The organism is Paenibacillus sp. J22P143 (assembly GCF_059692035.1).
The window spans coordinates 1-15,168 of record NZ_JCAUAQ010000005.1; the positions used below are offsets into that span (position 1 = coordinate 1).

The following is a 15,168-nucleotide window of genomic DNA, read 5'->3' on the forward strand; positions in this document are numbered from 1 at the left end:
TAGGCACTTCTCCCGCCAGTTCGAGCGCTGGCGGGATCTTTAAGAGCGGCTGACCGCTCTTATTTCCGCGTTTCACGCGGATTAAGGCGGAATAAGAGTGGTTCACCACTCTTATTAGGCACTTCTCCCGCCAGTTCGAGCGCTGGCGGGATCTTTAAGAGCGGCTGACCGCTCTTATTTCCGCGTTTCACGCGGATTAAGGCGGAATAAGAGTGGTTCACCACTCATATTAGGCACTCCTCCCGCCAGTTCGAGCACTGGCGGGCACAAAAAAGCTCCCGCCTTCACCGGTTTGCACCGAGGGAAGACGAGAGCTATTTCACACTCGCAGATTACTCTGCGATATACGAACAAATATAGTCGCTTACAGTTTTCACTTCGAGCTTGAATTTCGTGTTCGCTGGCACGGTGAATTCACCTTGGCCATTGATCGTGATCCACTCGCTGCTGCCTGGAAGCAATACGTTCAGCTCACCAGCTTGAATTTCCATGATTTCTTTTACATCTGTTCCGAATTCGTATTCACCTGGAAGCAGAATACCAAGCGTTTTCTTCGTGCCGTCTGCGAATTGTACAGTGCGGCTCGTTACTTTTCCATCGAAATAAACATTGGCTTTCGTAAGTACGGTTACATTTTCAAAGCTGGACATGATTAATATTTCCCCCTCTAAAGTGACTACGAATAAGTGTAAGCCGAGGCTCAGACAAGCTGAGCCCCTGCAAATTGATTAGCCTAACAATGCTTTCACGCGTGCTGCTACGTTCTCTGGAGAGAAGCCGTATTCTTTCAAAACCGTATCCCCTGGCGCGGATGCTCCGAAAGTGGAGATTCCAAGGATTGAACCTTCGTCACCTGTGTAACGCTCCCAGCCAAGTGGGTATGCCATCTCAACAGCAAGACGCTTCTTCACGCCTGGTAAGATAACGGAATCTTTGTATTCTTTGGATTGTTTCTCGAACAATTCCAAGCTCGGTAGGCTGACAACGCGTACGTTGATGCCTTCAGCTTGCAGCAATTTTTGCGCCGCGACAGCTAGTTGAACTTCGGAACCTGTTGCCAAGATTTGAGCATCCGGGTTACCGTTAGCAGCGTCGGATACCACGTATCCGCCTTTGCTTAGGTTCGCTTTGGCTCCTTCAACTGTACCTGGAAGGATCGGCAAGTTTTGACGAGTCAAGACAAGCGCTACTGGTCCTTTGGCTTGGGAAATCGCGTAACGCCAAGCTTCGGAAGTCTCGTTACCGTCTGCAGGACGGATCACTGTGATGCCCGGAATAACGCGAAGCGCCGGCAATTGCTCGATCGGCTCATGCGTTGGTCCATCTTCACCAACCGCGATGCTATCATGCGTTAAAACGTAAATAACTGGAAGCTGCATAAGCGCTGCTAGACGGATGGATGCACGCAGGTAGTCTGAGAATACGAAGAAAGTTGCTCCGTATACTTTGACTCCGCCATGAAGAGCCATACCGTTCATCGCTGTACCCATACCGAACTCACGAACCCCGAACCATACGTTGCGTCCAGCATAGTTGCTAGCGCTGTAGTTGGATTCGCCTTTGATCATCGTGTTGTTCGAGCTCGCTAGATCCGCGGAACCCCCGATGAGTTGTGGCAATTTGCCTGCAACAGCGTTGATCGCATTACCAGAAGCAACACGAGTCGCCATAGGCTTGTCTTCTGTCGTGTATTTCGGAAGATCTGCATCCCAACCAGCTGGCAGTTCGCCACTTACAGCAGCGCTGAATTGGTTGCCAAGCTCTGGGTAGGCTTTTATGTAGTCATTCAAAAGATTGCTCCAAGCTTCTTCAGCTGCAGTACCTTCTTTTTGAATTTCTGCGTAGTGTGCACGTACTTCGTCCGGAACATGGAAATCCGGCTCTTCCGGCCAGCCGTATGCTTGCTTCGTCAATTTCACTTCGTCGCCGCCAAGTGGTGAACCGTGCGGTCCAACGTGTCCGCCTTTACCACCTTTGTTCGGGGACCCGAAACCGATTGTCGTTTTCACTTCTATCAACGTAGGACGCGTCGTATCAGCTTTCGCTTCTGCAATTGCTTTGGAGATCGCAGCAAGGTCGTTTTGCTCTTCTACGCGCAATACTTGCCAACCGTAAGCTTCGAAACGTGCTTGCACGTTTTCAGAGAATGCCATATTCAATTCGCCATCAAGCGAAATATCATTGGAATCGTACATCATGATCAATTTGCCCAATTTCAAGTGAGCTGCAAGGGAAACCGCTTCGGAAGAAACGCCCTCCATCATATCGCCATCGCCGCAAATCGCGTACGTGTAGTGATCGATTACTGGGTAGTTCTCTTTGTTGTAAGTCTCTCTCAAGTGAGCTTCAGCCATCGCCATACCCACTGCCATACCTACACCTTGTCCAAGTGGACCCGTTGTAGCATCTACACCTGCCGTGTGACCGTACTCTGGGTGACCAGGGGTTTTGCTTCCCCATTGACGGAAGTTCTTGATCTCTTCCATTGGAAGATCATATCCACATAAGTGCAACAAGCTGTATAAAAGCATGGAGCCGTGTCCTGCAGACAGTACAAAGCGGTCACGGTTCACCCATTTTGGATTCGAAGGATTGTGTTTCATATGCTGTTTCCATAGCACGTAAGCCATTGGTGCAGCTCCCATTACCATACCTGGGTGGCCTGATTTCGCTTTTTCGACCGCGTCGATACCGAGTGTACGGATCGTGTCGACGGCTAATTGTTCAATTGTCTTATTTGTTGCAGTCATTCGAGTATTCCCTCCATTATTACTATATTGTCGTCTGTTCGTACTTGTACATACAAGTGACGATTCTCGCTTGCATTATTGTACCATTTGCTTTAAGGCTTTGCCACAATAACCCGTTAAAATGTTATACTTTTCGCCTATATATAAATAGGCTGCACCCATAAATGGATACAACCCAATTCACTTTAATTAAACACAACCGTCTTATTATTATGCACGATAATTCGATCTTCTACGTGCCAAGCTACTGCTCGTGCAAGTACGATCCGCTCGATATGGCGACCGATTCGTTTCAAATCTTCGACATTATCTCGGTGACTAACGCGCTGAACGTCTTGCTCAATAATAGGTCCACCGTCTAACTCGTCAGTCACATAGTGCGCCGTAGCTCCTATAATTTTCACCCCGCGGTTATGCGCTTGGGCATAAGGCTTTCCACCTACGAACGCAGGTAGGAAGGAGTGGTGGATATTGATGATGCGATTCGCATAATGTGTGATGAAGGATGGTGAAACAATCTGCATATAGCGAGCAAGCACAATAGCATCGACGCCATCGCCAATCACTTCTAGCTGGCGCTGCTCCGCCTCCGCTTTGGTAGCCGCGGTAACAGGGATGTGATGAAAAGGAATCCCGAACGGCTCAACCAGTGATCGCATGTCATCGTGATTAGAGATCACCATCGCGATGTCGGCGTTGAGATCCCCTGCACGCCAATGCCATAATAGCTCAAGCAACGCATGGTCTTCCTTCGATACGAAGATCGCAATCCGCTTCTTCTGACTTGCCAAGGAAAGGCTCCAGTTCATCGAAAACTTATCTGCAACGATTGAGAAATCACTTCTTAACATCTCGACTCGACTCGCTAACTCCGCCAAATCGAACTCAATTCGGATGAAAAACATGCCGCCCTCTGGATCCATCGTGTATTGATCAGATTGCACAATATTCGCACCGTATTCAAATAAAAATTGCGATACGGCTGCAACAATTCCCGGCTGATCCGGGCAAGAAATTAGCATTCTTGCTCTATTCAACAATTCGCTCTCCCGGCGAATTGAGTTATTCGTGGTTCCCGCTTCCATGTTTATCCCCCTAGCGATTTCTGTCTGAGCGAAGGCTAAGCCTTCTTCAGGATGTCATTCCCAGCAAGCCAGACAATCAGACGTTGATTGATTTGTTCTTCGCTAAGATCAGCGAAAAGTTGCTCCTCATGAAGAATATCGTACAAGCGCTCCAACGGCTCGCGTCCGTCTGCTTTCTTCGCTTTGGCATCATTTTTGAGCAGTTCCCATGTTTTGAGAACGAAATCACGGAAGTGAATATCCTTTTTGTTCATCAAAAAGTCAATTCGCTCCACGTGATCCAGAAATTCACCACCGAAACGTCCACTTAATTTACCGGACAGCAACGCAATTTCCACTTCATACATCGGACGCTGGGTTTTGTCTTCTTTCCCAATCCAAGGCGTCTCAAGAATCATCGGCAAATGCTGCAGCTTCTCATGATTCGCGATGTTGTTCATCGCCTCAAAACCGATCCAACCTGAACCGAGCGGCGCATGGCGATCTTTGCTTGCTCCACGCGGGTTTTTACTGTCATTCAAGTGGATAACGCCTAACTTTTCCAAACCAATCGTACGATCAAAATGATGGAGAACCCCGTCCAAATCATTCACAATATCATAACCGGCATCATGAATATGACAAGTATCCATACAAACTGTCAGCTTGTTGTTGAACTCTACGCGCTCCATAATTTCCGCGATTTCTTCAAAGCTGCGGCCGATCTCTGTCCCCTTGCCTGCCATTGTTTCCAAGGCAATGTTAACATTCGTATCTTTGACGCCAGCAAGCACTTCATTCAAACCATCTGCAATTCTGTCAATCCCATAGTCCGCATCCTTGTCCGTGTAAGCACCTGGATGAAGTACAATATTACGTACCCCAATATAATCCGTGCGACGGATTTCTTCTTGAAGGAAACGCACTGCGAGTTCAAAGGTATCATCCTTATAAGAACCCAAATTGATAATGTACGGCGCATGGACAACGATTTCATTCATCGCGTGCTTGTCCATCAAAGCTTTGCCTTCTTCAATATACTGTTCTTCAATCGGTTTACGGCGCGTATTCTGCGGTGCGCCTGTGTATATCATAAACGTAGATGATCCGTAGGAAACGGCTTCTTCTGCTGCATTTAGTAAGCCTTTATCTGAGAACGAAACGTGTGATCCAATTTTAGGCATGGTCATAACTCCTTTATTAGTAGCTGCTACCCTCCTATTTTACTCGTATTGTCGCAAGAAATCTAGAAATAAGGTATAATTCTTACTATCTATTTGAAGCAAATTAGTGAGGTGACAAATAAATGGCGAATGATTTTTTCATGTGGTTCATCATTTTCTGGGTATGCGTGCTGCTATTCTTCATGTCGGTAGGCGGATATTTCATGTTTCGCAAGTTTCTCAAGGTACTCCCGAAAGAGGATGGCAAATCCAAGCTCGATTGGCAGAATCATTACGTGGACAACTCACGGCATCTCTGGACAGCGGATTCCAAAGCATTCCTCGACCAGTTAGTTTCACCTGTACCGACAGCTTTCCGTGATATTGCCAAGCATTCGATTGCCGCGCGAATTGGACAAGTTGCTTTAGAGGCTAATGCAGAGGAAGTTACAAGGGAGCATTGCATTGAGGGGTATATCCTAGCAACGCCGAAGCGCGATTATAGGAGTTTGACGAGTTTTCTGGAGAAGCAGGAGATTGATTATAGTGCATATAAGCATTTGTTGAGTTAGTGAATGAAACACGTCCTCTTTTTTGAAGAGGGCGTGTTTTCATGAATGAGCGCGCTAAAAGGAGATTTCTTTAGGAACTGTATCAACAGTTCATTTATCATATTACTATTAAGCTAGTTTATAAGGCTCTAAGAATTTGGGCAGGTAACTCAGCTTCTTCCACAACGAAAGGAATCTCTTTGGCAAGCTTAGCCTGCAGCTCTTTCCTATTCAGCCAACAGTTATCTATCATCTGAATGAATGACTCGGGCTCAATTTCCGAGATATCTACCACATAATCATGTAAATCAAGCATTTCCATAATGCCTCTTGTTTTGTGTTCATAATTTATAGCTACAGTAGGTATATGATTGGAGAGCGCAAAAATATTGGAGTGCATTCTAGTTCCGACAAACATATCCATTTTAGAATATAAATATTTCAATTCCCGCGGATGGAAATCAAACTCCAGCAATTCAGCAATTTGAGCGTCTACACCTTCTAGAACTTCTCTGCTAATGATTCTATCATCATTAAAAGCATTGGGCCCCAGCACTTGAGGCATTAACAATACCTTCGCCATATACTTCTGATGAAGATACTGAATCGCAGATCTTATGCTTTCCATATATTTGGACTTGTATGCTTGGGTATCTTTCACTTCTGGAAAATTCCAGTCCCTAACCGTGAAGCCAATTATGGGGCCATCATGTGACTCCTTGATTCCATCTATAATTCTATCTATACGCGGAGAAATAATTTCACGCATAGAGAAAGCGGAATCAGGAACTAATACTACGTTCTTATTCCTACATCCGATTTTCTCAAGCCATCGTTTGGAAACCGCTTCTCTCAGAAAGATTCTGTCCACTTTATCGAGAATTTCCTTAGCCAACATTTGCATATACTTATTGTAAAAAGGGCCAATGGATTGTGAATAAATAACAACTGGCTTGCCATAGTTAAAAGCCGTTTTAATTTGAACCAAATGCTGCATAAGCGCTACACTAAATCGATGTGAAAGTAAAAATCCCCCTCCACAACTTACAACCACATCAGCCCATTCATAATCATCAGACTTTATTTTTCTTAGATTCTTCAAATACGGTAACAGCTTTAACACCGATCCAATCTTTTCTATCTTCGAAGTATCCGGGTCAATAGAGACGTTATCGACACATGATGTAACTGGTTCTTCATAGAATTCATTGTCGATTTCCGGAAATCTGCTATGAATTCGAATACTGCATTCCATATTGTGTTTTTTTATTGCGTCAATCATCGAAAGAACAATTCCTGCATCTCCTTTATTCTTGGAAGAATGGGCATTAATAATTAAGATATTCATCCGAGTTTCATCTCCTTTTTTCTATTCAATGCTAGCTTCTTCATTAAGACTACAATGTCTTTTTCTTTCATGACAATTAATAGAACTATAAAAATGAAGTAGGCAAACAGTGTATATAGGCTCAATCCAATTAATGCGTAATATTTATTCTCTAGTAATAAGCTGCCGAATACATGGACCATTTTGAGTGAATAGAGTGCTATTCCACATCCCCCCATGGCCACAGTTAGTTTAATCACTTTGGTGATAAAATCCTTCGACCATATGGAGGTTAGCTTCTTTTTAAGTAAGATCGTCATAATAATAGCTATGATGATAAAAGAAATACTTGCTGATAAACCGATCCCTATTACCCCCATGCTTTTCACTAAGAAATAACTGAGTACACTATTTATCAATGCTCCAGAAATCATCGTATACGTTGGTGTTTTCGTATCTCCGTAACTATAGAAAGCTCTCAATGTCACCTCTCTAAATCCTATTGCGATGATCCCTAAGGAATAAGCCCAAAAAATAGTGGAAGTCATATTCGTAGCATTCGAATCGAAGCTCCCTCTTTCTAAGAGCGTTTGTACGATGACATGACTGAACGACATAAATATGACGGTAAGAGGCATAAGAAGAATAAACAATGAAAACAAACTATTTTGAGTAAGTGTTATCACTTTTTCGTAATCTTTGTTATGCGAAAGCCGTGACAGTTCAGGAAAGGTAAGTGTAATGACAGGAGTAATACATATACCTGTCGCTATGCCTCTTAAATTAAATGCATAGGATAATGCCGTAATTGCCCCCTCAGATATTCCTGAAGCCAATATCCGATCTACGACAGAATTAAATTGCGTGAAGCCAGAGCTAATCAAGATGGGATACAGCAATAGTAAGAATTTCTTAGAGCTTGTATGCCAAACCTCCACATTTTTAACGACTTTATACTTATGACGCCTGATCAGTACGTAAAGAATGACAAGCTGTAGTACATAAGAGACCAGGATTGTAATAGCGACACCTACAATACCGTACTTATCTGCGAATAACCAAAGATAAGCAATAATAATGAGGTTATTAGGAAGAATGCTAGCAGCTGAAGCAATATAATCATGAAAGGTATTCAACATTAGGGTATAGATTTGAATAGCTATGACAATAAACACTAGAGGGAATAATATTTTCACAAGTGTTACAGCCATGTTTTCTGCTTCCTCTGTTAAGCCAGGCGCAAGAAAATAAATGAAGTGATGCGTAAATACGATCACAATCGTATAAGCCACAATAAAAATAGAGAAGAACATGAATAGGACATTATTCGTGAATAAGTTTGATTTCTTTTTATCAGAAGCAAAATTAACGAATAAGGGAAGAAAAACGCTGCTAAGTGTGATAGAAAACGTAATGGCTAACATACATGGCGTTAATGCAACATAATAAGCATCCGCAAGAGAAGAAGTTCCATAATTTTTGGCTATCAGTATTTCTCTTGTAAATCCAAGTAACTTACTTACCATTGTAACCAAAAATAAGACTAACCCGGTTTTAAACAGGACTCGAGTCATAGGAATACTTCCTTCTGGTATATAATTGTACGCTCGAATGGCTAGTTTGTAAGACTTCTTCTTTTTCCATCTGAGAGGCAGCCATCCCCATGACAGCAAAAATAAAAATATATTGTGGAGAGCCATTATATATTTGTTCACCCAATGATTCAATCAAACTCTGAATAAGGATGAATAAGGAAAAGAGTAGAAACACTTTCCCATTCTTGCTGACACTGGCGTCATGCAATTTCACATAAATACCTCTCATGACATAGATGAAGAAAGTAATGAATAGGATCGTTCCCAATATACCAACTTCCCCAATGAGGGATGGCCAGTACGTATCTGTAGCCCATTTCGGATCATCTGGGCTCAAACCGTATACGCGTTGTAGATCGTATTCATAATAAACAGGACTATAGTCCACTCTGGCAATCCAACTACCAAATCTTCCAAAGCCTTCACCTAGAGGAAAATCATGTAGACCAATTGTAAATCCAGTGTGATACAAGGCCTTACGGGCCGATTCCATGTAGTCTACAGAAATGTATCTGTCGATGGTTAACGTGGTCAGATTTTGTATCACATCTCCAAAAAACAAAAAGATGACTATACCTAAGAACGCAAGCGCTAACGTGTATACGCGTTTCTTCATGGCAACTAAAGTTAAAATAACTACTATAGCCAGCAACACCTTAAATCGCAGTGAAAGAAACGCGAACACGAAGAAAACAATCGTATAGACAAGTGATTTCTTTTGTTTTCGAACTAGATAATTGGCCAAATAATACAAGCCTATAAATACCATAAACCAGCCGTATGTTCCCGGATGAATGAAAATGGATTGAACACTTACTAAATTAGATCTGGCATCTACTAGATTATTCGTATGCAAGAAATTACGAAAACGCTCTTGAAACAAGAAATCAACAATCGCAAAAATCGCTGCTATACCACCAAGCACCTTGAAAAGACGTATCATTTTCTGAATATTCATTTCGTTGATTTTTAGGTTTTTAAAAATAAAAAATAATAGAAATCCCTTTATCGTTAATAATCCTCCTGCTAATGTCGTACTTATTGGTACTTGATGAAGGGCACTAGACAGTAGTCCAAAAAATAGAACACCCATCATGACTAACGCCAAGATCAGTGTACTTTTCTTAATTCTAAAATTGGATTTAACAAGGATGATACATATGCCGCCTATGACGAATAATTCATCTACATAAGACAAATAGCTACCTAACGTGCTGTTAATATTGACATTGATAAGATCCTGGACAAACATGAATAAAAAAAAGCACAAGGTACATCTCATAGTCAAGCTCATTATGGATCAGTCCTTTTAGATGCTATTTGTTATTTAAAAATGAGTCTTTGGTAGATGTGAGCTAATTCATTCATTAACATATTGATATCAAATCTAGAATGAATCAGTTTCCTGTTCTTTTCTCCCATGTAAACAATCGTATTTCTGTCATTGATTAGCAATTCTAATGATTTGGTTAATCCCTTAATGTCACCGGGCTCAATGAGATAACCGTTTTCCCCATTTTTGATAAGCTCCGGTATTCCCCCTACGTAAGTTGAAATGACTGGCAACGAAAAGTTCATGGCTTCTAAGATGGCCATCGGCAGCCCTTCATTGTACGAGGGCAACACTAGCAAATCTACTTTTCTCAGCAGTTCTTCCTTTTCATCGAGATTAATCCAACCTAGCACCTCGACCATGTCTTCGATGTTATATTCTTTCAATTTAGTTGTGACTTCAGTAATTTCCCCATCCCCAGCTAATAGGAATTTACTTCGAACCCCTTGTTCTTTCAACTTTTTTATGGAGATAAGCAAATCATACGTTCCTTTTCGCTCCCCTAGTCTCCCAAGAAACAGACAAGTCGGAGTCGAATTCGTCCTGCTTATTTCTTCCTCCATTTTAAAAACACCATTGTAAAGAATTTCTATTCGCTGATTAGGTACAATGGTAGAGAAATAATGATGCCATTCTTTCGACAAGACCACTAATACATCAACGGCGTTGAGAATGAACTGACAATATTTTTTTTGAAAAATATTGGCATTGTAAAAATCATCGAAGCTGGCTGCATGTATATGCAGGATTACGGGTAATCTAGCTATTTTACCAATCATCACCAAAATCGATTTTCTATAAAAGCTCCCACCATTTGACATATGAATGTGAATGATATCTGGCCTATTCCATACTAACTGAAATAAGTAACGAAACAGTCCCCTTATAAAAATGTGCAAGCGAGCGAATACGCTCCCTGAAATATACGTTTCGACCCTGATTAGATCATATCTTTCGGCGAGAACAGATTGTTCCATATTTCTAATTACAGTAACGATTCCACCCATATCCTTTAACGATGAACCTACAACGAGTATTTTAGATTTCATCTTATTCCCCTCTTATTATAAGGTTTGTATATAAGCCTTAATTGCGTAAAGGAGGTTTGATTCCTCTTGTATGTATTTGGTGAAATGCAGATCGTCGATCTGAGTAAGAAGTGCCCTTAATTGATCCACATTTTCAGCAACTTTGATATAGCCTTTCTCTTGAAAAGCTGTTGAAATTTCAAATTGATGATCATCTACATGCTCGCCAAATGATTTCTGTCTAGGCATGACAATTATTTTCTTCTCATACTTGAGCGCATTTAGAATAGAACCGATGCCACCATGCGTAATACATACATCGCACCCGCTTGATAATCGATCGATCTCTTCTGGATTGTAAAAGTCGGAATACGTGTAATTCCTGGGCTTATAATCGGAATATCCAATCTGAGCGATGACGGAATCTGTAATTACTCCCTCTTCTACTAATTGACCTACTGAACTTAACAATCGATTGAATTGAAATCTCTGTGTACCTACCGTTATGAAAATCAATATAAGCTCCCCCTGTACATTCCTTCAGGATAAACTTCACTTAATTGCTCCCATTGGATATAGAATTGATCTGCAATTCTATAAATCAGCTTACCAGTTACACTTGCCGTATATACCTTGGCAAAGCTTTCAATATATACAATTTTTGACCCGAAAATTTTCCCTAGCAAACAGAGCCCTAGTACAGCACCTGCTCCGGTAGTTATAATAACCTTGGGCCGTTCTTTAACTAAGATATACATGGACATAAACAGATTAATGAGCAAATGCATAAGGATGAGTAGATTCTTTCTTTCCTGCTGAGCAAAAAAATATACCCTTTCTTCGTTTTCTAAGTTTCTACTCATCTCACTTAACTCCGTAATAATAAAGTAGTTATGTTCGGCAACTGCCGGAATTAACTTCCTCAATTCACCCAAGTGTCCTCCAGTAGAACTAGCTAAACAAATTTTCATGTTCATTCTCTCCTTTTTGTGGAAACAAGCGAAGATAACTGGGTAATGTACCCCCAGTTACCCTCACGCTAATGGATGTATTCGGACGCTATTTAGTATGCATTTTTAGAACCGAGCAAGGCACCAAATGTTCTGAAAATAATTTTCAATTCAAATACAAAGCTACGTTCACGAATATACCTCAAATCCAATTCCACCATTTCCTCAAACCCAATATCATTCCTACCACTAACCTGCCATAACCCTGTACAGCCAGGAGTAACTTGCAAACGTTGCTTGTGGTATGTGCTGTATTGCTCAACTTCACGAATAACTGGCGGCCTGGGCCCTACTAAGCTCATATCGCCTTTCAACACATTCCATAATTGTGGAAGTTCATCCATGCTTGTTTTTCGCATTAACTTCCCTACTCTAGTAATGCGGGGGTCCTCCTTCATTTTAAACATAAGACCCTCAACTTCATTTTGATCGAGTAGATCTTCCAGCAGCTCTTCCGCATTCGATACCATCGATCTAAACTTATACATGTTGAACACTTTCTCATCTTTTCCTACCCGCTGCTGATGAAAGAAAATGTGTCCTTTTGGATCTTCTAATTTAATTCGTATAGCTAGCACAATGAACAAGGGTAAACAAAAGAGCAATCCGAAACTCGCACCCACAATATCCAATAATCGTTTAGCAAATAAATAGTAAACCATCGAACTATCTGCGTTTTTCCATTTTGTTCTTGGATAGTATTGGTTTGTCTCTATCACCGATGTATCGTTGGATAAATTGGACATTCGTTCCCCTCCTAACCAATTGCACGAGGTGACTTTTCACGTTTCAGAACTTCATTAAGCGCCTGTAAAAGTGGTACTCTTAACTCATTATTTCGGAGAGCGAAATCTAAGGAAGTAAGGATAAAGCCTAGTTTTTCACCCACATCATACCGAATCCCGTTAAAATGATAGGCATACACATTCTGTGTTTCATTCAGTTTGGAAATGGCATCTGTCAACTGAATCTCTCCGCCGGCCCCTCGCTCCTGGAGGTCGAGAAATTCAAATATTTCAGGTGTAAGAATGTAACGTCCCATTATGGCAAGCTTGGAAGGCGCTGTCCCTGGCAGTGGCTTCTCCACAAGATTTCGAACCTGATATAATTTCCCATTCCGATTAATAGGATCTATGATCCCATAACGTTTGGTTTCTTCCTCAGAAACAGGCTGCACCCCTATGACCGAACATTGTGTCCTTTCATATTGATTCATCAACTGTTTGAGACAAGGTACGTCCGCCGTTACAATATCATCGCCTAGCAACACAGCAAAAGGCTCGTTACCAATAAATCGACGCGCACACCAAACTGCATGACCTAGCCCTTTGGCTTCCTTTTGACGAATATAATGAATGTCTACTTTCGCGGGCCTGAGAATTTCCTCCAGTAGCTCTAACTTCCCTTTCTCCGCTAAGCTGTATTCTAATTCAAAGGCATTGTCAAAATGGTCTTCGATGGCACGCTTTCCTTTACCCGTAACAATAATAATGTCCTCAATCCCTGATTCGATCGCTTCCTCCACGATGTACTGTATCGTAGGTTTATCTACGATTGGCAGCATTTCTTTAGGCATTGCTTTGGTTGCCGGCAAAAATCGGGTTCCTAAACCAGCTGCAGGAATAATGGCTTTTCTTACGGTTCTCTCCATCGTACTCCTCCTAAAATAGTTCTTTATCTACTAGTTCTCTCTCTAGGAATGCCTTAAAAAAACGAAGCATGTTGTTTTACAGATGAAAACAACATGCCTCGAGTTTCTAATAAAGAAATGATAGGGCATTCAACCCCGCCTCACTCCACACCACCGACGCTTAACGTCTAAGGCACTAAGCCCACGGCATGAACGAGTGTCTTCCTTGATAAGGGTATAGTAGACATGACCCACTGCTCATTGAATGCAGCTTCTTTATTCCTTCTGACCGTAGTAATAGTAGTAAGCCGCATCTCTTTTCTTATAATGCTTATTGTTGAGCACGACACCTAGGATCTTGGCTTGCACTCTATCCAAGTTATCAATCGCTTTCTTAGCCACATCCCGTTTGACTTTACCTTCCCGAATCACCATCACGACGCCATCACATTTCGTCGCTAGAATTTGCGCATCTGTTACCGCTAATATGGGCGGGGAATCAATAAGAATGACATCGAATTTAGTACCCATATCCGCTAAGAAGGAAGTCATTTTCTGAGACATGAGCAATTCTGAAGGATTCGGAGGAACTGGACCTGATGGAATTAAGAATAAATTCTCAATGAGCGTTTCTAAAACTATTTCATCTACATGTGAGCGATTCACAATGGCATTCGTTAATCCATATCGATTGGAAACACCGAAATAATGATGGAGCGTTGGTTTCCTTAAATCGGCATCAATAATTAGTACTTTCTTTCCTTCCTGTGCATAAGCGACTGATAAATTAGCAACTGTCGTTGATTTACCCTCACCAGGCTGTGAGGAAGTGATGAGTAACGTCTTAATCTTGCGATCAATGGAAGAGAACTGAATGTTTGTTCGTAAGGTCCGATACGATTCGGATACTTGAGATTTGGGGAGAAGTTCTGTGATCAGTGGATGTTTATTGATTGGCGTTCGCATATACCGTATCCCCTACCATTCGTTGTGATTTAGATTGTACTTTGCCTTGCAACTCTTCCGGTTTCACATTGGCAATCGTTGAAAGTATAGGTAAGCCTAAGTACACTTCAATGTCTCTTTCTGACTTGATGGAATCATCTAGATAATCTATAAGGAACACAATACCAATAGAAAGCATGAGTGAAACGACGAACGCAATCGCGATATTTACTTTTATATTGGGGGAAACTGGGGCCATATGATCTGCTGGCTTCGCTTCATTGAGAATAATGACGTTATCTACTTTCAGAATGGAAGGAATCGTATTCTTGAATACCTCAGCAACTGCATTTACCGTCCGTGATGCCTTATCCAAGGATAAACTCTTGATCGTTAGGGTCATAACTTGGGTATCTACTGTTGAGTTCACGCTAATCATGTCGACTAATTCGCGACTAGTTAGACCAAGCTCCGGATATTTCTCCACGACTTTATCGAGAATCGCAGGCGTTTGAATAATTTCCTTGTAGGTTTTGATCAGCAAGGCATTCGTTCGTAAAGAATCATAGTCGATGCTATCTTTGCCTAGACTTTCACTTGATTTATTTACAATGATCTTAGAGCTCGCTTCGTATTGTGGTGCAATCAAGTAATAACTCACAATACCCGTTACGATACTGGATAGAAGCACGATGAAACCAATTAGCCATAACTTCTTCTGAACAATAAGCAAGTATTGTTTTAATTCAATTTCCATGGTGACCTCCACTAA

The 15,168-nt window shown here is 41.7% G+C and carries 15 protein-coding genes; 1 reads left to right on the forward strand and 14 read right to left on the reverse strand.

The genetic code is table 11. From position 1 onward, the window contains the following. Positions 1-332: 332 nt before the first annotated feature. From ppnP to AC58PQ_RS10965, 4 genes are all read right to left on the reverse strand, one after another. The gene (gene ppnP, locus AC58PQ_RS10950; protein ID WP_497241979.1) at positions 333-650 is read right to left on the reverse strand and encodes a pyrimidine/purine nucleoside phosphorylase; all 318 of its coding nucleotides are present in this window, start codon (positions 648-650) and stop codon (positions 333-335) included. 78 nt (positions 651-728) lie between these two features. Beyond that, positions 729-2,750 carry a transketolase gene (gene tkt, locus AC58PQ_RS10955; protein ID WP_497241980.1) on the reverse strand — a complete coding sequence of 674 codons (2,022 nt, stop codon included), beginning with the start codon at positions 2,748-2,750 and terminating at the stop codon, positions 729-731. A gap of 185 nt (positions 2,751-2,935) precedes the next feature. Continuing rightward, on the reverse strand, positions 2,936-3,835 hold the full coding sequence (gene purU, locus AC58PQ_RS10960) for a formyltetrahydrofolate deformylase (RefSeq protein WP_497241981.1): 900 nt from the start codon (positions 3,833-3,835) through the stop codon (positions 2,936-2,938). Between the two features lie 35 nt (positions 3,836-3,870). Continuing rightward, on the reverse strand, positions 3,871-4,998 hold the full coding sequence (locus AC58PQ_RS10965) for a deoxyribonuclease IV (RefSeq protein WP_497241982.1): 1,128 nt from the start codon (positions 4,996-4,998) through the stop codon (positions 3,871-3,873). A gap of 122 nt (positions 4,999-5,120) precedes the next feature. Here AC58PQ_RS10965 and AC58PQ_RS10970 point away from each other — a divergent pair, with 122 nt between their 5' ends. Next, positions 5,121-5,549, forward strand: a complete 429-nt coding sequence (locus AC58PQ_RS10970) for a DUF2621 domain-containing protein (protein ID WP_497241983.1) — start codon at positions 5,121-5,123, stop codon at positions 5,547-5,549. Positions 5,550-5,667: 118 nt separating this feature from the next. On the opposite strand, the gene AC58PQ_RS10975 is transcribed toward AC58PQ_RS10970, so the two are convergent. The 10 genes from AC58PQ_RS10975 to AC58PQ_RS11020 form a co-directional block, all read right to left on the reverse strand. Continuing rightward, positions 5,668-6,876 carry a polysaccharide pyruvyl transferase family protein gene (locus tag AC58PQ_RS10975; protein WP_497241984.1) on the reverse strand — a complete coding sequence of 403 codons (1,209 nt, stop codon included), beginning with the start codon at positions 6,874-6,876 and terminating at the stop codon, positions 5,668-5,670. Then, positions 6,873-8,429, reverse strand: a complete 1,557-nt coding sequence (murJ, locus tag AC58PQ_RS10980; RefSeq protein ID WP_497241985.1) for a murein biosynthesis integral membrane protein MurJ — start codon at positions 8,427-8,429, stop codon at positions 6,873-6,875. Before murJ ends, AC58PQ_RS10975 begins: the two co-directional genes overlap by 4 nt. After that, complete coding sequence (locus tag AC58PQ_RS10985) at positions 8,410-9,720, reverse strand: O-antigen ligase family protein (RefSeq protein ID WP_497241986.1); 1,311 nt, start codon at positions 9,718-9,720, stop codon at positions 8,410-8,412. The genes murJ and AC58PQ_RS10985 overlap by 20 nt, the downstream gene beginning before the upstream one ends. A gap of 53 nt (positions 9,721-9,773) precedes the next feature. Beyond that, on the reverse strand, positions 9,774-10,832 hold the full coding sequence (locus AC58PQ_RS10990; RefSeq protein ID WP_497241987.1) for a glycosyltransferase family 4 protein: 1,059 nt from the start codon (positions 10,830-10,832) through the stop codon (positions 9,774-9,776). A gap of 15 nt (positions 10,833-10,847) precedes the next feature. Beyond that, the gene (pssE, locus tag AC58PQ_RS10995) at positions 10,848-11,327 is read right to left on the reverse strand and encodes a PssE/Cps14G family polysaccharide biosynthesis glycosyltransferase (RefSeq protein WP_497241988.1); all 480 of its coding nucleotides are present in this window, start codon (positions 11,325-11,327) and stop codon (positions 10,848-10,850) included. Further along, positions 11,324-11,782 carry a PssD/Cps14F family polysaccharide biosynthesis glycosyltransferase gene (gene pssD, locus AC58PQ_RS11000; protein WP_497241989.1) on the reverse strand — a complete coding sequence of 153 codons (459 nt, stop codon included), beginning with the start codon at positions 11,780-11,782 and terminating at the stop codon, positions 11,324-11,326. Before pssD ends, pssE begins: the two co-directional genes overlap by 4 nt. Before the next feature lie 92 nt (positions 11,783-11,874). Next, entirely contained in the window at positions 11,875-12,567 is a 693-nt protein-coding gene (locus AC58PQ_RS11005; RefSeq protein WP_497241990.1) for a sugar transferase, read from the reverse strand. Positions 12,568-12,578: 11 nt separating this feature from the next. Then, positions 12,579-13,472, reverse strand: coding sequence for a UTP--glucose-1-phosphate uridylyltransferase GalU (gene galU / locus AC58PQ_RS11010; protein WP_497241991.1), 894 nt, complete (start codon positions 13,470-13,472; stop codon positions 12,579-12,581). A gap of 255 nt (positions 13,473-13,727) precedes the next feature. After that, entirely contained in the window at positions 13,728-14,417 is a 690-nt protein-coding gene (locus tag AC58PQ_RS11015) for a CpsD/CapB family tyrosine-protein kinase (protein ID WP_497241992.1), read from the reverse strand. After that, positions 14,398-15,153, reverse strand: a complete 756-nt coding sequence (locus AC58PQ_RS11020) for a YveK family protein (RefSeq protein WP_497241993.1) — start codon at positions 15,151-15,153, stop codon at positions 14,398-14,400. The genes AC58PQ_RS11015 and AC58PQ_RS11020 overlap by 20 nt, the downstream gene beginning before the upstream one ends. Between the last annotated feature and the right edge of the window lie 15 nt (positions 15,154-15,168).

Bases quoted from the DNA above. Each gene is read 5' to 3' on its own strand.
- purU (WP_497241981.1), bottom strand. From the start codon at position 3,835: ATGGAAGCGGGAACCACGAATAACTCAATTCGCCGGGAGAGCGAATTG.
- AC58PQ_RS11015 (WP_497241992.1), bottom strand. From the start codon at position 14,417: ATGCGAACGCCAATCAATAAACATCCACTGATCACAGAACTTCTCCCC.
- AC58PQ_RS10965 (WP_497241982.1), bottom strand. From the start codon at position 4,998: ATGCCTAAAATTGGATCACACGTTTCGTTCTCAGATAAAGGCTTACTA.
- AC58PQ_RS10975 (WP_497241984.1), bottom strand. From the start codon at position 6,876: ATGAATATCTTAATTATTAATGCCCATTCTTCCAAGAATAAAGGAGAT.
- murJ (WP_497241985.1), bottom strand. From the start codon at position 8,429: ATGACTCGAGTCCTGTTTAAAACCGGGTTAGTCTTATTTTTGGTTACA.
- AC58PQ_RS10990 (WP_497241987.1), bottom strand. From the start codon at position 10,832: ATGAAATCTAAAATACTCGTTGTAGGTTCATCGTTAAAGGATATGGGT.
- ppnP (WP_497241979.1), bottom strand. From the start codon at position 650: ATGTCCAGCTTTGAAAATGTAACCGTACTTACGAAAGCCAATGTTTAT.
- tkt (WP_497241980.1), bottom strand. From the start codon at position 2,750: ATGACTGCAACAAATAAGACAATTGAACAATTAGCCGTCGACACGATC.
- galU (WP_497241991.1), bottom strand. From the start codon at position 13,472: ATGGAGAGAACCGTAAGAAAAGCCATTATTCCTGCAGCTGGTTTAGGA.
- pssD (WP_497241989.1), bottom strand. From the start codon at position 11,782: ATGAAAATTTGTTTAGCTAGTTCTACTGGAGGACACTTGGGTGAATTG.
- AC58PQ_RS11020 (WP_497241993.1), bottom strand. From the start codon at position 15,153: ATGGAAATTGAATTAAAACAATACTTGCTTATTGTTCAGAAGAAGTTA.
- AC58PQ_RS11005 (WP_497241990.1), bottom strand. From the start codon at position 12,567: ATGTCCAATTTATCCAACGATACATCGGTGATAGAGACAAACCAATAC.
- AC58PQ_RS10970 (WP_497241983.1), top strand. From the start codon at position 5,121: ATGGCGAATGATTTTTTCATGTGGTTCATCATTTTCTGGGTATGCGTG.